Consider the following 21,117-nt stretch of genomic DNA (forward strand, 5'->3'; position numbering starts at 1 on the left):
ACACCCGGCAGCCCGAGATCGACCGCAGAACCCCGTCGGGCCGCCTGCTGCCGTACTGACCCCACGGAGCCCCTCCGGTCCCCGGCCTCGCCTCCGGGCGACCCCGCCCTTCGGCTTCCGCCCCGGCTCTGGTGGCCGCGTGGCCACCAGCCACCGGCCCCAGCTCTCGATCGAGGGCCCTGCCCGCGTCAGTTCAAGCAGCCGGCGCAATTCGGTCGACGGTGCCGGGGCATCGCCTTCGGCCACGGTCACCGGCCAGGCGGCCACCAAGCCACGGTCCCTCGTCCTCCGGCCCCTGATCCCCGGTCAGTTCAAGCAGCGGTCGATCGCTGTTCGGAGTGCTCGGCGTAGTTCGGGGGACGGGGTCGGGCCGTCGCCGCCCGCGCCCGCCGCGACTGCCGCGGCGACCTTGCGCAGCTTGGTGTTGGAGAGTTGGGAGGCCTCGCGCAGGACGTCCCAGGCCTGGTCCGAGGAGCAGGCGTGGGTGGCCATGAGGACTCCGCGTGCCTGGTCTATGACCGGGCGGGTCCGGATCGCCTGCCGCAGTTGTTCGACCTCCGTGCGCAGCCGGTCCAGCTCCTGGGCGCGCTCCAGGACCAGCGTGGAGGGCACGGCCTCCCGGCGCGTCCCGGGACCGTGCAGCGGGTCGTCGGGATCCAGGCCGGCCGTTTCGAGGACGCGGCGCGGCTGCCCGTTCCAGCCGGTCGCCGACACCTGGATGCGGCAGCGGCGGGCGTAGGTGTCGAGCACTTCCAGGAACCGCAGCCCCGTCGTGTCCATGAAGGCGACATCCGACATGTGCAGGTCCACCCGGTCGATGCCGTCCGGCAGCAGGGCCAGGGTGCCGGCCAGGGTGTCCGCACAGCCGTGGACCAGATCGCCGCGCGGGACGAGCACGGCCCTGCCCCCCACCACGTCGCTGTCGATGGTCAGGGTGGCCGGCTGCCCCGCGAGCGATGTGTGTGTCGCTGAGCTCATGTCCGCCTCGCTGCTCCCCACAGTCGTCACGACGTCAGGTCACCGGTCGCCGCAGGACCCGGTCCTGGCCAGGGGTGCGGCCGAACGGGATCCCTCGGTGTTGGGATGCGCCTGCCCGCGCCCACAGGGAGTACACCCGGACCGGCGGGGCGTGCCGGGCGCACTCAGGGGGTAGACGGGGTCTCGTGCAGGTCCTGACAGGAGACGTTTCGGGAGGGGAGACGTATCGGAAGGGGCAGGGTCGAGTCAGCAATGGGGAGTCGGTGTGAGGATCCGTTACCGGGCGCCACGACGGCGCCGCCCTCCGAGGAGCGGGACCGCGGTGACGTCGCCGTGAACGCCGTGGCGCAAGCGCCGGATCCGTTCACGCATCCGGCGCTCTTCTACCGCGACGAACAGGAGTACCTGGCCGGTGTGGTGCCGTTCGTGCACAAGGCCCTCGCCGCCGGGGAGCCGGTGGCCGTGGCCGTGCCCACCGAGAACCTGCGGCTGCTGAAGGCGGAGATCGGCGCCGAGAAGGACGTACGGTTCCTCGACATGCGGGAGGCCGGGCGCAACCCCGGCCGCATCATCCCAGGCGTGCTGCGCGCCTTCGCCGACGCCCAGCCGGCCGACACCCGGGTACGGATCGTCGGCGAACCGGTCTGGGCCGGCCGCTCGGCCACCGAGTACCCCGCCTGCGTCCAGCACGAGGCGCTGATCAACGCCGCCTTCCGGGGCCGCGAGGTCACCATCCTGTGCCCCTACGACACCGGGCGCCTCGCCCCGCAGGCCGTCGCCGACGCCCACGCCACCCACCCCGTGGTCGTCGACGCGGGCTCCGGGCGCGAGGAGGCGAGCCGACGGTACGACGTCGAGGGCGCGCTCGCCCGCTGCAACACCCCGCTGCCCCCGGCCCCGGACGTGGCCGCCCACGCCTTCGTCGCCGACGTGCTCGGCGAGGTCCGCCACCTCGCCTCCGACGCGGCCGGACGGTTCGGGCTCGTACGGCCCCGGCTCGACGACCTGGCGCTGGCCGTCGCCGAGCTGACCACCAACAGCGTGGTGCACGGCGGCGGTTCGGGACTGCTGCGGGTGTGGGCCGAGGACGGGCACGTGGTGTGCGAGGTCCGCGACCGGGGACATCTCACCGACCCGCTGGCCGGACGCCGGCCGCCGTCCCGGGACCGGCAGGGCGGCCGGGGCCTGCTCATGGTCAACCTCGTCGCCGACCTGGTCCGGGTGCACACCGGGCCCGAGGGCACCACCGTCCGCTGCTGGTTCGCCCTCTGATCCACCCGGGTCCCCGCGCGAGTCCCCACGCCAGTCAGGGGGGCCTGAGGGGATCCCCGCCGCCACCCGGCGACCCTACGGTCTTGGTGTCCCGGCCGCAGCGGAGAACGGGGAGACGTGGACGCCGTACACATCACCGGTACGACGCGGCTGTACGCCGTGCTGGGCGACCCGGTGCGCCAGGTGCGGGCGCCCGCCCTGCTCAACCCCGTGTTCGCCCGGCTCGGACGGGACGCCGTCCTGGTCCCCGTACAGATCCCGGCGGAGCAACTGCCCGAGCTGATCCGGGCCCTGACCGCCGTACGCAACCTGGACGGGCTGCTCGTCACCGTGCCCCACAAGCAGGCCTGCCGGCGGCTCGCCGACTCGGTGACCGACGCCGCCGCGCTGAGTGGCTCGGTCAACGCGCTGCGCCGGCGGCCCGACGGCGGCTGGGAGGGCGCGAACTTCGACGGCGAGGGCTTCGTCAGGGCCCTGCGGGCCGCGGGACACGAGCCGCGCGGTACGACGGTGTGCCTCGCCGGGGCGGGCGGCGCCGGATCGGCGATCGCGGTGTCCCTGCTGCGGGCCGGCGCCCACCTCACCCTGTGGGACGCCGACGCGGACCGCGCGGACGCCCTCGCCGCCCGCCTCGCCCCGCACTTCCCGGACCGGATCACCGCTGCCCCCGGGCACGTGGACGCGGACCTCGCCGTCAACGCCACCCCGATGGGACTGCGCCCCGAGGACCCGCTGCCCTTCGACCCGGCCGCGCTCAAGCCCGGTACCACCGTCGCCGACATCATCATGAAACCGCGCGAGACCGCGCTGCTGCGGACGGCCGCCCGCGCGGGGCTGCCGGTGCTGTACGGGGAGCCGATGCTGGCCGAACAGATCGCGCTGTACGAGGAGTTCTTCCAGCTCGACTGAGAGGGTGGGCCCCCGGTTACCGGCCAGTGGCCGCCTCCGGGCCCGCCTTGCCTACCGTCCTGCCCATGCCTCCACTCATACAGACCACCGGCGGGCGGAGCTCCGGCGGCGGACCGGCCGCCGTCCTGCCCGCCGCCGTGGCCGCACGAGTCGACGACGCGCTCGCCCGGCCCGCGGCCCAGCAGCCCGACTACCCGGACCCGGCACGGGCCGCCGAGGTGCGCTCCGCCCTGGAACGGCTGCCCTCGCTGGTCCTGCCCGGCGAGGTCGACCGGCTGCGCCGGCGCCTCGCGGACGTCGCCCACGGGCGCGCCTTCCTGCTGCACGGCGGGGACTGCGCCGAGACCTTCGAGGGCAACACCGAGGACCATGTGCGGGCGAACATCCGCACCCTGCTCCAGATGGCCGTCGTGCTGACGTACGGCGCGAGCCTGCCCGTCGTCAAGGTCGCGCGGATCGCGGGACAGTACGCCAAGCCCCGCTCCAAGCCCTCCGACGAACTGCACCTGCCCGTCTACCGCGGTGACATCGTCAACTCCGCGGAACCCACCCCGGCCGCCCGCGTCGCCGACCCCGGCCGCATGCTGGAGGCCTACGCCCACGCGGCCGCCGCCCTCAACCACGTGCGCGCGATGACCGACTCCGGCATGGCCGACCTGAGCCGCGTCCAGGGCTGGAACCAGGACTTCATCCAGGCCTCCCCGGCCGGCGAGCGCTACCGTGCCCTCGCCGCCGAGATCGACAGCGGACTGCGCTTCATGAAGGCCTGCCGGGCCGACCACCGCGCCCTGCACACCACCGAGGTGTACGCCTCCCACGAGGCACTCCTGCTCGACTACGAGCGGGCCCTGCTGCGTGAGGTGACCGACGACGACGGCGGCTCGGCGCTGTACGGACTGTCCGGGCACTTCCTGTGGATCGGGGAGCGCACCCGTGATCTGGGTGACGCCCACATCGCGCTCGCCGCCCAGCTCGCCAACCCGATCGGACTGAAGATCGGTCCGGGCACGCTCCCCGAACTCGCCGTCGAGTACGTCGAGCGGCTCGACCCCGACCGGGTGCCGGGGCGGCTCACGCTGATCTCCCGCATGGGCCGCGACCGGGTCCGGGACGTGCTGCCGGGCATCGTGGAGAAGGTCACCGCGCTCGGGCACCGCGTGGTGTGGCAGTGCGACCCGATGCACGGCAACACCCATGAGACGGCCAGCGGTTACAAGTCCCGGCACTTCGACGACATCGCCGACGAGGTGCGCGGCTTCTTCGAGGTGCACCGTGCGCTCGGCACCCATCCGGGCGGCCTGCACGTCGAGTTGACCGGCGATCCGGTCACCGAGTGCCTGGGCGGGGCCTGCGAGCTCGACGACCTCTCGCTCGCGGCGCGCTACGAGACGCTGTGCGATCCCCGGCTCAACCCGGAGCAGTCGGTGGAACTGGCCTTCATGGTGGCCGAGTTGATGCGGGGATGAGAAAGCCCTCCGTACCCGGGCGGGGGAACGTACGGGTACGGAGGGGGACTGGGGGTCTACGCGGCCTGGCGCACCGGTTCCCGGCCCGTCTCGGCGGGCGGCACCGCGGGCCTGCGACGCGAGCGGCTCCAGTACTTCATCGCCGGCGTCTCCACGAAGGCGTACAGCAGCCAGCCGCCCAGCAGGGTCGCCGCGAACATGCCGATCATCACGAGGACCGCCACCGGGGTGCTGAACTGCCCGTTGCCGAGCACCGCCTGGCGGCCCCAGAAGATGACCACGCCCTGGCAGAGATAGAAACCGAAGGACACGTTGCCGAGCCACACCATGACCCGGCCGTCCAGGCGGGTGCGCGCCCCGCGTACGTCGGCGTGGGCGACCGCGGCGATCGCGACACCGAACGGCACGACCGTCGTGGCGACCATGTTGAACGGCGCCGGCACGTACATCGCCGCCACGTACCCGGCGACGAGCAGCGCCACCACCCACACCGGTCGCACCCGCGGCCAGCGGTTCGCGATCACGATCCGGGCGAGCAGCATGCCCAGCACGAACTCGAACATCCGCATGGGCGGGAAGGTGTAGTTGAACCAGTTCTGGGTCGGCGAGAGCGGGATCATCGGGATCCGCGGGGTGTCGGGCAGCAGGTACACCGTCACCAGGCCGACCCCGACCGTCGCCGCCACCGTGCCGCCGGCCCACCACCACAGCCGGTCCGCCCTGATGCGCCGGACACCGAGCAGCAGCAGCGGGAAGGAGAGATAGAACAGCAATTCCGCGCAGAGCGACCACGAGGGTGCGTTCACGCTCATCTGGGTGGTGAACTCGTTGATCCACGAATTCACCAGGAACAGATTCGAAAGCCAGGTGTGCACCGGCGTATAGGCGGACGCGAAGAGAATCATCGCCGCCGTCCACATCGCCAGATGGTTCGGGAAGATCTTCATGAGCCGCCGCCGCCAGTACGCGGTGACCGGTTCTCCGGGCTTCACCGACCACGTGATGACGAATCCGCTCAGCAGGAAGAAGAAGGAAACCCCGAGATACCCGGCGGGGCCGAAGAGCTTCAGCAGGTCCCTGCCCAGTTCCTGGTCCGCGAACGGGTTGACGGGCCCGGTGGGGTCCACCGGCCCGATCGGCTGCAACGCGTGGATGAAGAACACGAGAAGCGCGGCGAAGAACCGCATTCCCGTCAGGGACGGCAGTGCTTTCCGGCTGTGTATGTGAGGGCCGGAATCCACGTCCGGCATGGTAGCGGTCACGATGTTCTCCCGTTTCTCCTGACGGCAATGAGCGATGCACGGTGGGGGTGGCCGAGAGCCTAGGCGCAGCCACCCACGGAAGGGCACCCGTACATTTCCCCAGGGGCCGCCGGCCCTCCGAATGAGGGGGGAGTAAGGGGAATTCAGCACCGTCGGCCGCCCCATAGCGTTCTCGTGCATTCACCGCATTCGGCGACCGCTGTGCCCGCTGCGTCCCATCAACGGAGGAAACATGCTCGATCGAAGGAAACTGCTCCGCGCCGGCGGCGTGCTCGCCATGTCGGCCGCGGGCGCGGCCGCCACCGGCTCGGCGTCCGCCGCGATCCGCGCCACCGGCACCGCACCCGACTGGGCGGCCCTGCGCGAGGCACTCACCGGTGACGTCGTCCTGCCGGGCGACGCCTCCTACGAGAGCGCCAAGCAGCTGGCCATCGGCGAGTTCGACGCGCTGCTGCCGCAGAGCGTCGTCTACGCCGAGACCGCCCAGGACGTACGCAAGGCCGTCCGGTTCGCCCTGGACAACGGCGTCCGGCCGCGGGTGCGCAGCGGTGGCCACAACTTCCTCGGCTGGTCGTCCTCCGAGGACGGCTTCATCCTCGACGTCCGCCGCCTCAACCACGTCACCGGCGGCGGCTCACCGACCGTGCACGTCGGCCCGGGCACCTGGAGCATCGAGGCGACCAACGCCCTCAAGCCGCACAACCAGCAGCTGGTCACCGGCACCTGCCACGACGTGGCGGTCGGCGGCTTCCTGTCCGGCGGCGGCCTCGGCTTCCAGAGCCGCGGCTTCGGCATCGGCTCCGACCGGGTCGTCTCCGCCAAGGTGGTGCTCTCCGACGGCCGCCTGGTCACCGCGAGCGACATCTCCAACCCCGACCTGTTCTGGGCGCTGCGCGGCGGTGGCGGCGGCAACTTCGGCGTCGTCGTCGACTTCGAGGTCCGCCCGATCGAGGCCCCGCGCATGGTCTTCTACGAGCAGGTGTGGGACTGGGCCGACGCCGAGAAGTTCCTCACCGCCTGGCAGCAGTGGTACGTGGACACCCCGCGCCGCTCCACCGGCCAGGTCATCGTCATCCAGCCCGACGCCGGCTCCGGCAACCCGCCCGTCGTCCTCCAGCAGGGCGCCTACTACGGCACCAGGGACCAGGCCGACACGGGCCTCGCCGAACTCGCCGCGCTCGTCGGCGCGAAGCCGGCCACCAGCCGCGTCCTGGACCTGCCCTTCAGCGACGGCATGCAGTACGTCTACGGACTGGCCGAGGGCGGCTCGCACCCGCGCACCCAGTGGCAGCGCATGCGGGCCCGCCTGGTCAGCAAGCCGCTCGGCAGCTCCGGAACGGCCGCCGCCCTCAAGGCGTTCGAGGCCGACCCGCGCTCCGGCCAGACCCGCTACCTCAGCTTCATGGGCCTCGGCGGAGCCGTCGGCGACCTCGCCCCCGGCGCCACCGCCTTCGTGCACCGCGGTGCCCTCTTCCACGTCGGCTTCGGCGTCGCCCTGGGCAGCGCCCGGCCGAGCGCGGAGGACGCCGGCGCCGCCGTCGACTGGGCCGGCAAGGGCTTCACCGTCATCGACCCGCTGTCCGACGGCGAGTCCTACATCAACTTCCCCGACCAGTACCTGGGCGGTTGGCAGCACGCCTACTACGGCGCCAACTACGACCGCCTCAAGGCGCTCAAGCAGGCCTACGACCCGTGCCGCCTGTTCGACTTCCCGCGCGCCATCGGCAACTGACGCTCCCTCAACTCACGGCCACAGAAAGGCGACCCTCACATGACGGTCACCGACGACCACGCCAGCACCCCCTCCGGCCAGGCCGCCGTGCCGCCGCCCGGCTGCCCCATGCACCAGGCGCTCCAGTACCCCTTCGGCGAGCCCGTCGCCACCGACCTGCACCAGCGCTACGCCGAGGTGCGCGAGGAGCAGGCCCTCACCCGCGTCGACATGAGCTACGGCGGTGAGGCCTGGCTCGCCACCCGGCACGCCGACATCAAGCAGGTCCTCGCCGACCCGCGCTTCAGCCGGGCCGCCACGGTCGGCAAGGACGTACCGCGCGTCCGCAAGGCGTTCGAGGAGCAGAACATCGTCTCCATGGACGACCCCGAGCACGCTCGGCTGCGCAAGCTCGTCGCCAAGGCGTTCACCGTGCGCCGGGTCGAGCAGATCCGCCCCCGCGCCCAGGAGATCGCCGACGAACTCCTCGACAAGCTGCTCGCCTCCACCGACAACACCGGTGACCTGGCCGCCCAGTACGCCTGGATGCTGCCCATCACCGTGATCTGCGAAATGCTCGACGTGCCGCTGGAGGACCACTACAAGTTCCGCGGCTGGATCGACACCTGGCTGACCATCGGCGACGAGCACACCCTCGAGGAGATGAACGAGGCGCGCTTCGAGAAGCTGCCCGAGTACATGTCCGCCCTGCTCGCCAAGCGCCGCGCCGAGCCCGGCGACGACCTGCTGTCCGCGCTGGTCGCCGCCCGCGACGAGGAGGACCGGCTCAGCGAGGAGGAGCTCATCACGATGTCGATCGCGCTGCTCGCGACCGGCCATCACACCACCGCCAACCAGCTCGCCAACCACCTGTACCTCCTGCTCAGCCGCCGCGAGGAGTGGGAGCGCCTGGTCGCGGAGCCGGAACTGCTGCCCACCGCCATCGAGGAGCTGCTGCGCGTCACGCCGCTCAGCCCCTACTCGGAGAACACCCGTATCGCGCTGGAGGACGTCGAGGTCGGCGGGCAGCTGGTGAAGGCCGGCGAGGGCGTCATGGTCTTCCCGGCGGTCGCCAACCGCGACCCGCGGGTCTTCGAGCGCCCCGAGGAACTCGACCTGACCCGCACCCACAACCCGCACATCGCCTTCGGCCACGGCATCCACCACTGCCTGGGCGCCCCGCTGGCCCGCCTCGAACTCCAGGTCGCGCTCGGCACGCTGCTGCGCCGGCTGCCTGGCGTGGAGCTCGCGGTACCGGCCGAGGAGGTGCCGTGGAAGCGCGACCACGTGGTCCGCGGTGTCGCCGCGCTGCCCGTGCGGTGGTGACGGCATGAGCTGGCTGATCGAGGTCGACCGGCGCGCCTGCATGGGCGCCGGGCTGTGCAACGGCTCGCTGCCGGACCGCTTCACCCTGGTGAGCGGCAAGGCGCAGCCCGTCGAGTCCCGGATCGAGCCCGACGAGGACGTGCTCGACGCCGCGGACTACTGCCCCTACCGGGCCATCACCATCACCGACCAGGCGACCGGCCAGTCCCTGGCCGCCACGGACTGACCCGGCCCTCGGGGGCTCGGGGCGGACAGGAGTACGGCGTGACGATCACGACGACGGAGCGAGCGGCCCCCGGCGGCGGGCCGGAGGGAGCTCCGGCCGCCGACGGCCGGGAAGCGGGGCCGCGGTGGTGGCGGCGGCCCTGGGTGGGCCCGCTGGGCCTGGTGGTGGCGGTGTTCCTGGCCATGGGCATCCCGCGCTACCTCACCTTCGACCCCGCGCAGTCCAAGATCCCGGCGAATCCGCAGTACCCCTGGCACTATCCGGTGCTCGTGGTGCACGTGCTGTGCGGAACCGTCGCCATCGTGACCTGCTGCCTCCAGGTGTGGCCGGCGCTGCGGCAGCGGTATCCGAAGGTGCACCGGGTCAGCGGGCGGCTGTACGTGGCCGCGGGAGTGCTGCCGGGCGGACTCGCGGGACTGGCCGTGGCGTACGCCAGTCCCTCGGGGCTGTCCATGCAGATGAGCACGATGACCACGTCGGTGCTGTGGATCGGCACGGCCGTGGTGGGGCTGCGGATGGCCCGGCAGGGACGGATCGCCGACCACCGGCGGTGGATGGTGCGCAGTTTCGCGCTGACGATGTCGATCGTGGTGAGCCGGGTGCTGGGCGTGGTCTACGACCACACGATCCTGCCACCGCCGGGCGCCGGCGCGGACATCCCGGCGCTGATCGCCTGGGGGCAGGAGCGGGCGGGACTGGCCTCCTGGCCGGGGTGGATCCTGCCCCTGCTGATCGCCGAGTGGTGGCTGATCGAACGGGAGGCCACCGCCCGGCACCGGGCCCGCAAGGCCCGCCGGCGGTAGCGCAGGGCGCGGAAAGGGGGCCGTCTCCTCGTCGAGGAGACGGCCCCCTTCGCCGTTTCGCCGTGCCGGTCAGACCAGGCGGACCCGGCCGCCGGTCCGCGCCGAGGTCTTGATCCCGTCCAGCAGACGGTGGGTGCGGACCGCCGTCGCGAAGTCGGGGGCGAAGTCGCCGCCTGTGCGGATCGCCCGGACGAGGTCCGCGTAGACCTGGGCCACGTTGCTCACCGGGGACGGGGTGCCCAGGAGCGGACGGTAGGCGTCCGGCAGCGGCACCTCCCGCGCGGGCGCGCCGTTCGCCGTCTCGTGGGTCAGGGTGAACCGGGGGCCCACCAGGGAGTCGTCGGACGAGACCAGGACCAGCCGGCCCGCCCGGCCGTGCGCCTCGATCCGGAAACCGTCACCCCTGGGCCCGCCCGTCATGAAGTGGGCCGAGGCCGTCGCGCCCGACTCCAGCACACCGTGCAGCGCGATCTGGTCCGGCGAGGTGACCTCGATGCGCTCGCCGGTCTCCTCCATGGTGACTTGGCCGATCCGGGTCGCCAGGGTCGCCGACACCTCGGTGAGGTTCCCGACGGCGTACTGGAACATGTCCAGCGAGTGCCCGCCCACCACGGCGACGTGGTTGACGCCCTTCGTCTCGTCGAACAGCGCCGCGTACCGCGTCGACCACACCTCGGCCGTGGACAGCGAGTACAGCAGGGTCACCGACAGCACCTCGCCGATCAGCCCCTGCGCCAACAGGTCCCGCAGCAGCCGCACTTCGGGATGATGACGGCTCTGAAGCCCCACCGCGTGCCGCACGCCGGCCGCCCGCGCGGCCGCCTCGAAACGCTCGGCGGTCGCCGCGTCCAGCGCCAGCGGCCACTCGCTGTACACATGCTTGCCGGCGGCGATCGCCGCCTCCACCAGACCGTCCCGGGAGGGCAGTTGGACGGCGATCGTGACCAGGTCGACGTCCGGGTCGGCCATCAGCGCCCGCGCGTCGTCGTACGCCTTCCCGGCGCCCCACACCGCCGCGGCCGCCCGGGCCCCCGCCATGCTCGTACCGGCGACCGCCGTGATCTCGACGTCGTCCAGCGCCTGGAGCGCCGGGAGATGGATGTGGCGGCCCCACCCCCGTTCGGCGTGTGCGCCGACCACTCCCACTCGGATCCTGTCCGCCATGTGTGACACCCCTCGATTACGTTTTCTCGCTCTGCACAAGTGCCGGAGCGTGACCGGTGGTCCCGGTCACGCTCCGGCTGGTCGCTGGTCCGTCAGATGTGTCCGACCGTGGGCGCCGCCTCGGGCGTCACCTCGACAGCCGACGCCGTGGCCGTCCCCGGCTGCTTGGCGTCCCGCAGCACGAAGAACGTCACCAGCCAGGCCACGAACACGAACCCGGCCGCGCACACGAACGCCAGACTGTAGCCGTCCCGCAGCGCCTGGATCTCCGGACGGCCTTCGGCCACCAGCGAGTTGCTGTGCGAGGTGGCCACCGTCGCGAGGACCGCGAGGCCCACCGCCGCACCGGCCTGCTGCGCGGTGTTGTTCAGACCGGAGGCCAGACCGGCGTCCTCCGGCTGCGCGCCCGACATGGCCCGCATGATGACCGCCGGCACCGTGAGCCCCATGCCGAAGCCCTGCACGACCAGCGTCGGCGCCACGTGGACCCAGTAGTCGCCGTCGACAGGGGCCCGGCTGAGCCACAGCAGACCGACGCCGAGGAACAGCAGACCGGTCAGCAGCACCCGGCGGGTGCCGTGCCGGGCGACCAGCTTCGCCGTGAAGAACAGCGACATCGTGCCGATGACCAGCGGAGCCGGCAGGAACGCCAGACCGGTCTGCATCGAGTCGAAGCCCAGGACCCGCTGCAGGTAGAGGGCGTTGAGGAACTGGAAGCCGAAACCGGCCGAGAACACCAGCACCACCGCGATGTTGGCGCCGACGATCTCCTTGCTGCGGAAGATCCGCAGCGCCAGCAGCGGACGCCGCGCGGTCGCCTGCCGCCACACGAACCCGGCGAGCAGCACCACCGACACCGCGCCGTACAGCGCCAGTTCACCGGCGCTGAACTTGTCCTCGGACACCTGGGAGATCGTGAACACACCGAGCGACAGACCGGCCGTCACCAGGACCGCGCCGACGGCGTCCGCGCCCGCCTTCAGACCGAGACCGGGCTGCTCGGCCAGCAGCCGCAGACCGAACAGCAGGGTGAGCGCGCCGATCGGCAGGTTGATCAGGAAGACCCAGTGCCAGCCGAAGGTGTCGGTGATGACACCGCCCGCGATCAGCCCGAGCGCGCCGCCGCCCGCGGAGACGAAGCTGTAGATGCCCATGGCCTTGGCCTGTTCGTTCGGCTCCGGGAACAGGCCGACGATCATGCCAAGGACCACCGCGGACGCCAGCGCGGCACCGATGCCCTGGAGGAAGCGGCCGGCGATCAGCATCTCGGAGCTGCCGGCGAGACCGCACACCAGGGAGGCCGCGGTGAAGACCACCAGACCGGCGAGGAAGACCTTCTTCGTGCCGATCAGGTCGCCGAGCCGGCCGGACAGCAGCAGCAGTCCGGCGAAGGCGATGAGGTAGGAGTTCACCACCCAGGACAGGCCGCTCTGGGAGAAGCCGAGCCCGCTCTGGATGGTCGGAAGAGCGACCGTGACGATCGTCCCGTCAAGGATGATCATCAGCTGCATCGCGCAGAGGATGGTGAGCGCAAGACCTCGCGGGATGCGGGCCTGAGCTGTCGGGGGGGTCATCACTCACTTCTTTCGTCGTCACATCGGGATCAGGTCGGGGACGGTGGCTCGCTGCCGACGCCAGGTCTTCGCGCCCGCGTATGGATCAAGTACGCCACGCCCGAGGCCACCGCCCGGCAACCGCGCGGTAATCGCGCAGGTCGCAGGGGGTGTGGCGGCGTTCTCATACGGCCATCAGGGCGGGCTCCAGACAGTCGCGCAGGGCGTCCACCAGAGCGCCGGTCGCGGCGCTGCCGGACGTCGAGCCGAACACGTACGTGTCCGGCCGCACCAGCACCCCGCGCGCCCCGATGCCGTCGAGATACGCGCCCAGGGTCCCCTCGGCGTCGATCACCGAGCCGTCCGGCACGGCCACCGGGTCGGTGTCCGCGGGCAACAGCCGTACGACATGCGCCCCGAGCGACTCCAGATACGCCAGCCGGCCGCCGTCCAGCTCCTGCCGGGGATCGTCCCGCGAGAGCAGGACGAAGCCGCGGCCCACCGTCTCGTCGAACAGCCCCGCCCCGGCCCGCGTCCGCACCCTCGCCTGCGGTGCCTGGTCGCCGGCGCCGGGCCGCCTGCGGCCCTTCTCGTCCCGCCACACCAGCCCCCGGGTCAGCGGCTGGAACGGCGACTGCTGCGGACGCGCCAGCTTGCGCTCCCGGGCCGCGATCATCACCGCGTCCCGGTCGGCGGCGGCCCGCGCGTCGGTCTGGCAGATCACCTTGCCGAGGTTCACCGACATCCCGATCGCGTGCTGCACATGCGCCCGCCGCTCCTCGGCGTACGAGTCGAGCAGCGCCTCGCCGCACCGCCCGGCCAGCACCAGGTCGAGCTTCCAGGCGAGGTTGGCGGCGTCCCGGAACCCGGAACTCATGCCCTGTCCCGCGAACGGCGGCATCAGATGGGCCGCGTCACCGGCGAGCAGCAGCCGCCCCGCACGCCAGCTCCGGGCGGTGGCGGCCTGGAACGTGTACACCGCGTGCCGTTCCATGATCCCGTCGTCCGGGGTGACCCCGTACCACTCCTCCAGCAGCCGCCAGGCCGTCTCCCGGGTGTCCATGTCCGCCCGGCGCTCGCCCGGCAGCAGCATGAACTCCCAGCGCCGGTGCCCCGGCCCCGCCGACACCTGGGTGCGCGGCCGTACCGGATCACAGATCTGCAGGTTGTTCGGCACGAACTCGCGCCGGTCGTGCAGCACCAGATCGCAGATCAGCCAGTCGTGATGGAAGCCCAGGTCGTCGAAGTCCGAGCCGATCGTGCGCCGTACGAAGCTGTTCGCGCCGTCACAGCCCACGACCCAGCGGGCCCGCAGCCGCCGCCGCACCCCCTCGCCGTCCGCCACCTCCAGCTCGGCGCCGTCACCGGTCTGCGTCAGCGCCACCGCCTCGTACCCGCGCAGCACCGTCAGGTTCGGCAGCCGCTTGCCGTACGCGATCAGCGCCTCCTCCAGGCCCGGCTGGTACATGGAGGTCGACTCCGGCCAGCCGTTGCGCCCGCGCACCTCGGCCGCGTCGATGGAGAGCAGGTCGAGGCCCTCGCCGTTGCGCCAGGTGTAGTCGCCGGACGGCTCACCGAACGACGCCAGATGGTCCGCGACCCCGGCCGCCGCCAGCAGACGGGCCGCCTCGCCGTCGAAGGCCACCGCACGCGGCATCGTGTACGGCCGCGGATGCCGCTCCACCGCGACCACCCGCCGCCCGCGCCGCGCCATCAGGTTCGCCAGCACCTGGCCCACCGGCCCGTACCCGACGATCAGTACGTCGGCCGTGCCGTCGGGCCACCAGTGCGGGCCGGCCTGGGCCCCGGCCGTCACCTCGGTCATCGCCCGCCCCCTCAGGCCGCCGCGGACGCCGGCGTCCGCAGCAGGATGTCGTCGAGCACGGCCTCGTAGTCGTCCTTCTTCACCAGCACCCGCACCCGCTCCACGCCGTCCTCGACGATCAGCAGCCGGCGGCCGGTCAACGTCATCTGACCGTTCTCCAGGGCCCGTCCGCGGATGTAGGTCACATGCGCGGCGAGCATCCGCGCGTACGCGTCCAGCGTCGGGTTGTCCGCGTCCAGCCACTCCGAGAACCGCCGCGGTCGCAGCAGGAACCGGTGGACGACACCCCACTCGCCGCCGCGCGGCCGGCGCTCCAGGTAGTGGAAGCCGTCGTCGCCCTCCAGCACCCGGAACCCGGTCCCGTACTGCTCCTGCGGCTCCGGCGACACCCGCACCGGCTCCAGCAGCGAGGGACCCGAGTAGCCGACGTCCGCCAGGTACCACTCGCCATCGATCCGCACCCCGTTGAACAGGTGCTCCATCTCCGGCCCGTACGTCCCGTCAGGACCGCGCACCCCGGCCGAGAACACGACGACCTCGTAGCCGAGCCCGGTCAGCAGGGCCCGGAACAGCCCGTTGAGCTCGTAGCAGACACCGCCGCGCCCGCCGATCACGACCTCCTTGTAGACGGTGTCCACGTCGATGTCGACGCCGTCCCAAATGGCCGTGCCCCGCTCCCCGTTGAGGAAGTTGTCGAACGGCTGGGTCATCAAGTGCCGCTTGTGCAGCACCCGGAGGGTCTCCAGGGTCGGTGCGGGGCGGGGGCCGGTGTGGCCGAGCTTCGCCAGGTAGTGATCGATGTCGAACATCGCGGAAATCCGTTTCTGTGGAGGGTGGTTCGGAGGCGGTGGCGGTTCGGAGGCGGTGGCGGTGTCGGCGGGGTCAGGCGGCCACGGCCGGCTCGTCCAGCAGGTAGTCGGCGACCATGCCCGGCGTCGGCTGGTCGAACAGCAGCATCACGGGCAGCTCCCGGCCGAGCGCGGCGCCCAGTCGGTTGCGCAGCTCCACCGCGGTCAGCGAGTTGAAGCCGATGTCGAAGAAGCCCTCGTCGGTGTCGATCGCGTCGGCCGAGGCGTGCCCGAGCACGGCCGCCGTCTCGGCCAGCACCAGATCGAGCAGCGCCCCGCGCCGCTCCCCGGCGTCCAGCGCCGCGAAACGGTCGAGGAACGAGTCCTGGTCCTGTGCTTCGGTTGCCATGTCGGTCTCCTGGTAGAGGTTTTCGAGGTCGTCCTGGGCGGCCGGGCCCGTGGGCCGGACCTGCTTCAGCCAGTAGTGGCGGTGCTGGAACGCGTACGTGGGCAGCGGCAGGCCGGCCGCCAGCCCCGTCGGCTCACCGAGCACGGCACGCCAGTCGACGTCCACGCCACGGACGTACAGCTCGGCGAGGGAGGTGAGCAGCCGGGCGGAGGTGTCCTCACCCCGGCGCAGGGTGCCCACGACGACGGACGGGGAGCCCGGCCGGCCCTCGGTGCTCTGCGTGACCGGGGTGGTGAGGACGGGGTGGGCGCTGATCTCGATGAAGGCGCGGTAGCCGTCGTCGATGAGGGCGGTGACGGAGTCGGCGAAGCGGACTTGGTGGCGGAGGTTGTTGTACCAGTAGGCGGCGGTGAGGGGGGTGCTCTGGTCGAGCCAGGTCGCCTTGTAGGTGGAGTACATGGGGATCTGAGGCGTTTGGGGACTCAACCCGTGCAGCAGGTCGGCGAGTTCGGCCTCGATGCGTTCGACGTGCGCGGTGTGGGAGGCGTAGTCGACGGGGACCCTGCGGGCGCGGATGCCGGCTTCCTCGGCGGTTTCGTACAGGTCGTCGAGGGCGTCGGCGTCTCCGGCGACGATCGTGGAGGAGGGTCCGTTGACGGCGGCGATCTCGATGCGGCCGTCGTATTCGGCGATCCGGTCCTGGGCGTCGGCCAGCGGGATGGGCAGCGACATCATGCCGCCGAGCCCGGCGAGGTGGCGGCCGATGGCCTGGGAGCGCAGGGTGACGACGCGGGCGGCGTCCTCCAGGGTGAGGGCTCCGGCGATGTGGGCGGCGGCGATCTCGCCTTGGGAGTGGCCGATGACGGCGTCGGGGTGGATGCCGTGGTGCTGCCAGAGGCGTGCGAGGGAGACCATGACGGCGAAGGAGGCGGGCTGGACGACGTCGACGCGGTCGAAGCCGGGGGCGCCTTCGGTCTGTCGTAGGACGTCGAGGAGTGACCAGTCGACGTAGGGGGTCAGTGCGTCGGCGCATTCGTTCATGGCCTGGGCGAACACGGGCTCGGTGTCGAGGAGTTGGGCTCCCATGCCGGCCCATTGGTGGCCCTGGCCGGGGAAGACGAACGCCGTTTTGCCGTCCACGTCCGCCGTGCCGGTGACGAGGACGTCCGCCGGTACGCCCTCCGCGAGGGCCCTGAGGCCGGTCGCCAGGTCCCCGGACGTCGCGCCGACCACGACCGCGCGGTGGTCCAGACGGGCCCGGTGGAAGGCGAGACCGCGGGCGACCGCCAGCGGGTCCTCGGTGACGGTCGACAGACGCTCGGCCTGCGCGCGCAGGGCGGCCCGGCTCTTGGCGGAGACGAGCCACGGGACGACGGATGGGTGGTGGCTCTCGGGGGCCGGATCCGTGCGCTCGGGGGCCTGCTCGATGATGACGTGGGCGTTGGTGCCGCCGACGCCGAAGGAGGAGACGGCGGCGCGGCGGGGGCGGTCCAGCTCGGGCCAGTCGCGGGACTCGGCGAGCAGCTCGACGGCCCCGGCGTCCCAGTCGACCTTGCTCGACGGCTGGTCCAGGTGGAGGGTCCTGGGCAGCACCCCGTGCCGGATGGCCTCGACCGTCTTGATGATGCCGGCGACTCCGGCGGCGGACTGGGCGTGGCCGATGTTGGACTTCAACGAGCCCAGCCACAGCGGCTGTTCGGCGGGTCGGTCCTTTCCGTAGGTGGCGAGGAGGGCCTGGGCCTCGATCGGGTCGCCGAGTGTCGTCCCGGTGCCGTGGCCCTCGACCGTGTCGACGTCGGCGGGGGAGAGGCCGGCGTTGGCGAGGGCGGCGCGGATGACGCGCTGCTGGGAGGGGCCATTGGGGGCGGTGAGGCCGTTCGAGGCGCCGTCCTGGTTCACGGCGGAGCCGCGTACGACCGCCAGGACCGGGTGGCCCAGGCGCTCCGCGTCCGACAGCCGCTCCAGGGCCAAGACGCCGACGCCCTCCGCCCAGCCGGTGCCGTCGGCCGCGTCGGCGAAGGCCTTGCAGCGGCCGTCGGGCGACAGGCCGCGCTGCGTGGAGAACTCCACGAACACACCCGGGGTGCCCATGACGGCGGCGCCGCCCGCGAGCGCCATGTCGATCTCGCCGCCACGCAGCGCCTGCAACGCCAGGTGCACGGCGACCAGGGAGGACGAGCAGGCCGTGTCGACGGTGAGGGCCGGGCCCTCCAGCCCGAGCGTGTAGGAGACGCGGCCGGAGGCGACGCTGCCGGAGTTGCCCGTCCCGAGGAACCCTTCGAGGCCCTTCGGGGAGAACTCCAGGCCCGGCGCGTAGTCGTGGTACATCACGCCCGAGTACACGCCGACCTTGGACCCGCCCAGGGCGCTCGGGTCGATGCCCGCGCGCTCGAACGCCTCCCACGACGTCTCCAGCAGCAGCCGTTGCTGGGGGTCCATGGCGAGCGCCTCGCGCGGCGAGATCCCGAAGAACCCCGCGTCGAACTCGCCCGCGTCGTGCAGGAACCCGCCCTCGCTGACGTACGAGGTGCCGGTGCGCTCGGGGTCGGGGTCGAAGAGCCGCTCCAGGTCCCAGCCGCGGTCCTCCGGGAAGCCGGAGACCGCGTCCCGGCCGTCCGCGACCAGCCGCCACAGCGCCTCGGGCGTGTTCACCCCGCCGGGCAGCCGGCAGGCCATGCCCACGATCGCGATCGGCTCGCGGGCGGCCGCCTCGATACGCCGGTTCTCCTGCTTGAGGCGTTCGTTCTCCATGAGCGAGGCGCGCAGCGCCTCGACGAGCTTGTCGCTGGGCGTCGTACCCATCGAATCCTCCACGGTCGCGTGCGGTAGGGGTGGTCAGTTGCCGACGGCGCCGAGGGCGCGGGCGACGAGGTCGTCGGTGTCCATGGCGGCGATGAGGTCCAGCGCGCCGTCGTCCGCTGCCTCCGCGGCCACCGGGGCCGCCTCGTCGGAGGTCGCCTCGGTCTCGGGCAGCAGCTCGGCCAGCAGGTGGCGGGTGAGCACGGCAGGGGACGGGTAGTCGAAGATCAGCGTGGCGGGCAGCCGGACGCCGGTCGCGGTCGCGAGGCGGTTGCGCAGCTCCACCGCGGTGAGCGAGTCGAACCCGACGTCCCTGAAGGGCTGTTCGGGCCGGATCGGCACATCGCCGAGGACGGTCGAGGCGTGCGTGCGCACCAGGTCGAGAACCCGCCGGCGACGGTCCTCCTCGGGCAGCGCGGCCAGCCGGTCGGCCAGGGACTCCTGCGCGTCGGACACACTGTGCGCTGCCTTTCGGGGTGGGCTGACAAGCCCCTTGAGGACAGCGGGGAGTTGGCCTTCCGCGGCGGCGGCCCGCAGCGCCGGGAAGTTCATCCGGCTGGTCACCAGCGCGGCCTCGCCCGACGCGATCCCCGCGTCCAGCAGAGCCATGCCCTGCTCGGCCGAGAGCGCCAGCGCGCCCTGCCGGCTCATCCGGCTCTGGTCTCCGCCGTCCAGGTGCCCGGTCATCCCGCTGGCGTCCGCCCACAGTCCCCAGGCGAGGGAGACGGCGGGGACGCCTTCGGTGCGCAGCCGGCGGGCGTAGGCGTCGAGGGCTGCGTTGGCGGCGGCGTAGTTGGCCTGTCCGGGGTTGCCGAGGGTGCCGGCGGCGGAGGAGAAGAGCACGAAGGCGGCCAGATCCTGGTCCTTCGTCAGCTCGTGCAGGGTGCGGGCGGCGTCCGTCTTCGGGGCGAGGACGGCGTCCAGGTGGTCCGGGGTCTGTGCGGTGATCACCGCGTCCTGGAGCACGCCGGCGGTGTGGATCACCGCGGTCAGGGGGTGCTCGGGGTCGATCCGGTCCAGGACGGCCGCGAGGTGGGCCCGGTCGGCCACGTCGGCCGCGCTGACGGTGACCTGGGCGCCGAGTCCGGTCAGCTCCGCCACGAGGGCGTCGGCTCCGGGCGCGGCCGGGCCCCGCCTGCTGACGAGGTGCAGGTGTCGTATGCCGTGGTGGGTGACGAGGTGGCGGGCGGTGAGGGCGCCGAGGGTGCCGGTGCCGCCGGTGACGAGGGCGGTGCCCTGGGGGTCGAGGCTGGTCTCGCCGGTGGCCTGGGCGCGGGTGAGCCGGGGGACGGTGATGTGGCCGGAGACGAGCGCGAGTTGGGGTTCCCCGGTGGAGAGCGCAGCGTCGAGCAGGCCGCGGCTGACCGGGGCCGTGTCCGTGTCGACGAGGACGATGCGGTCGGGATGCTCGTTCTGGGCGGTGCGGACGAGCCCGTGGACGGCTGCCTGGGCGGGGTCGTGCCGGGCGTCTCGGGTCAGGACGACCAGACGGGTGTCGTCGGGTCCGGTGGCGAGGTGGCTCTGGACGGCTGCCAGGACCTCTCCGGCGAGTTCGCGGATGCCGGCCCCGGTGCGACCGGTGAGGTCGAGGGTCGGCCAGTCCTCGGGGGTGGCCGTCTCCGGGGCCGGGACGGGCTGCCACTCCAGCCGGAACAGCGCGTCCTGGGCCCCGCCGCCGCTCAGCGCCGCCGGGTCCACGGCCCGGAAGGACAGGCTGCCGACCGACGCGACCGGGGCGCCGGTGGGGTCCGCCGCCTGGAGGGAGATCGCATCCGCCCCGGCCGGGGCGAGGCGTACCCGCAGGGCGGTGGCGCCCGTGGCGTGCACGGCGACGTCGTTCCAGGCGAACGGCAGCAGCGTCCGCTCGCCGGCGCCCTGTCCCGGGTCCGCGAACGCGGCCGTGTGCAGTGCCGAGTCGAGCAGAGCGGGGTGCAGGGCGAAGGCCGCCGTGTCCTGGGCCGACTCCGCCGTGAGGGCCAGCTCGGCGAACAGCTCCTCACCGCGTCGCCACACCCTGCGCAGGCCCTGGAAGACCGGGCCGTACTCGTAGCCCGCCACGTAACGCAGGTCGTAGAAGTCCGCGACGGAGAGCTCCTCGGCGCCGGGCGGGGGCCAGGTGGTGAGGTCGGCTGTCCCGGTGCGGTCGGCCGCCGTTGTCGTCGTCGTCAGGGACCCGGTGGCGTGGCGGATCCAGTTCACGGAGTCCCCGCCCTCGCCGCGTGAGTGCACGGTGACGGGGCGGCGGCCCGTGGCGTCCACCGCGCCGGCGGTCACCTGGAGGCGGACGGCGCCGGACGGCGGTACGACCAGGGGCGCCTCGACGATCAACTCGTCCACCGCACCGGCCCCCACCCGCTCACCGGCCTGTACGGCCAGCTCGACCAGGGCGGCCCCGGGCACCAGGACGGTGCCGGACACGGCGTGGTCGGCGAGCCACGGGTGGGACTTCACGGACAGCTGGGCGGTCAGCAACACGCCGTTTTCGTCGGGCAGTTCGACGACCGCGCCGAGGAGCGGGTGGTCGGTGGCGTCGAGGCCCGAGGCGTTGAGGTCACCGGTGTGGGCGAGCGGCTCCAGCCAGTAGTGCTTGCGCTGGAAGGGGTAGGTGGGGAGGTCGGTGTGGGGC

Annotated in this window: 15 protein-coding genes; 7 read left to right on the forward strand and 8 right to left on the reverse strand. The window is 72.5% G+C overall.

Going from position 1 to position 21,117, the window contains the following annotated elements:
• Positions 1 to 306 precede the first annotated feature (306 nt).
• Entirely contained in the window at positions 307 to 978 is a 672-nt protein-coding gene (locus EHS43_RS13130; RefSeq protein ID WP_125190941.1) for an ANTAR domain-containing response regulator, read from the reverse strand.
• A gap of 342 nt (positions 979 to 1,320) precedes the next feature.
• On the opposite strand from EHS43_RS13130, the gene EHS43_RS13135 reads away from it, so the two are divergent.
• The 3 genes from EHS43_RS13135 to EHS43_RS13145 all read left to right on the forward strand — a co-directional run bounded on the left by EHS43_RS13135 (position 1,321) and on the right by EHS43_RS13145 (position 4,625).
• Positions 1,321 to 2,250 (forward strand): anti-sigma factor RsbA family regulatory protein, encoded by a 930-nt coding sequence (locus tag EHS43_RS13135; RefSeq protein ID WP_260470516.1) that lies wholly within the window; start codon positions 1,321 to 1,323, stop codon positions 2,248 to 2,250.
• 117 nt (positions 2,251 to 2,367) lie between these two features.
• A complete protein-coding gene (locus EHS43_RS13140; RefSeq protein ID WP_125190943.1) occupies positions 2,368 to 3,159 on the forward strand; it encodes a shikimate dehydrogenase in 792 nt (263 codons plus the stop codon).
• 65 nt (positions 3,160 to 3,224) lie between these two features.
• Positions 3,225 to 4,625 carry a class II 3-deoxy-7-phosphoheptulonate synthase gene (locus EHS43_RS13145; protein ID WP_125190944.1) on the forward strand — a complete coding sequence of 467 codons (1,401 nt, stop codon included), beginning with the start codon at positions 3,225 to 3,227 and terminating at the stop codon, positions 4,623 to 4,625.
• Positions 4,626 to 4,681: 56 nt separating this feature from the next.
• On the opposite strand, the gene EHS43_RS13150 is transcribed toward EHS43_RS13145, so the two are convergent.
• Positions 4,682 to 5,866, reverse strand: coding sequence for an acyltransferase (locus EHS43_RS13150; protein WP_260470517.1), 1,185 nt, complete (start codon positions 5,864 to 5,866; stop codon positions 4,682 to 4,684).
• A 253-nt stretch (positions 5,867 to 6,119) separates the two neighbouring features.
• Between EHS43_RS13150 and EHS43_RS13155 the strand changes: the two genes are divergently transcribed.
• The 4 genes from EHS43_RS13155 to EHS43_RS13170 are packed head-to-tail and all read left to right on the forward strand — an operon-like array spanning position 6,120 to position 9,953.
• Positions 6,120 to 7,619: an FAD-binding oxidoreductase gene (locus tag EHS43_RS13155; protein ID WP_125190945.1), complete on the forward strand. Its 1,500-nt coding sequence runs from the start codon at positions 6,120 to 6,122 to the stop codon at positions 7,617 to 7,619.
• A 39-nt stretch (positions 7,620 to 7,658) separates the two neighbouring features.
• Positions 7,659 to 8,924 (forward strand): cytochrome P450, encoded by a 1,266-nt coding sequence (locus tag EHS43_RS13160; RefSeq protein WP_260470518.1) that lies wholly within the window; start codon positions 7,659 to 7,661, stop codon positions 8,922 to 8,924.
• 4 nt (positions 8,925 to 8,928) lie between these two features.
• On the forward strand, positions 8,929 to 9,150 hold the full coding sequence (locus EHS43_RS13165) for a ferredoxin (RefSeq protein WP_125190946.1): 222 nt from the start codon (positions 8,929 to 8,931) through the stop codon (positions 9,148 to 9,150).
• A gap of 38 nt (positions 9,151 to 9,188) precedes the next feature.
• Complete coding sequence (locus EHS43_RS13170) at positions 9,189 to 9,953, forward strand: DUF2306 domain-containing protein (RefSeq protein ID WP_221740732.1); 765 nt, start codon at positions 9,189 to 9,191, stop codon at positions 9,951 to 9,953.
• 69 nt (positions 9,954 to 10,022) lie between these two features.
• On the opposite strand, the gene EHS43_RS13175 is transcribed toward EHS43_RS13170, so the two are convergent.
• The 6 genes from EHS43_RS13175 to EHS43_RS48760 all read right to left on the reverse strand — a co-directional run.
• The gene (locus tag EHS43_RS13175; protein ID WP_125190947.1) at positions 10,023 to 11,117 is read right to left on the reverse strand and encodes a Gfo/Idh/MocA family protein; all 1,095 of its coding nucleotides are present in this window, start codon (positions 11,115 to 11,117) and stop codon (positions 10,023 to 10,025) included.
• Between the two features lie 92 nt (positions 11,118 to 11,209).
• Positions 11,210 to 12,691, reverse strand: a complete 1,482-nt coding sequence (locus EHS43_RS13180) for an MFS transporter (RefSeq protein ID WP_125190948.1) — start codon at positions 12,689 to 12,691, stop codon at positions 11,210 to 11,212.
• Between the two features lie 163 nt (positions 12,692 to 12,854).
• Positions 12,855 to 14,495, reverse strand: coding sequence for a bifunctional 3-(3-hydroxy-phenyl)propionate/3-hydroxycinnamic acid hydroxylase (locus EHS43_RS13185; RefSeq protein ID WP_125190949.1), 1,641 nt, complete (start codon positions 14,493 to 14,495; stop codon positions 12,855 to 12,857).
• Between the two features lie 11 nt (positions 14,496 to 14,506).
• Positions 14,507 to 15,304, reverse strand: coding sequence for an arylamine N-acetyltransferase (locus EHS43_RS13190; RefSeq protein ID WP_125190950.1), 798 nt, complete (start codon positions 15,302 to 15,304; stop codon positions 14,507 to 14,509).
• A gap of 73 nt (positions 15,305 to 15,377) precedes the next feature.
• Positions 15,378 to 18,494, reverse strand: a complete 3,117-nt coding sequence (locus EHS43_RS13195; RefSeq protein WP_125190951.1) for a type I polyketide synthase — start codon at positions 18,492 to 18,494, stop codon at positions 15,378 to 15,380.
• 33 nt (positions 18,495 to 18,527) lie between these two features.
• Positions 18,528 to 21,117, reverse strand: a 2,590-nt coding sequence (locus EHS43_RS48760) for a type I polyketide synthase (protein ID WP_125190952.1), incomplete at its 5' end; no start/stop codon positions are given.

This window comes from Streptomyces sp. RP5T (assembly GCF_003933965.1).
Lineage (GTDB): Bacteria > Actinomycetota > Actinomycetes > Streptomycetales > Streptomycetaceae > Streptomyces.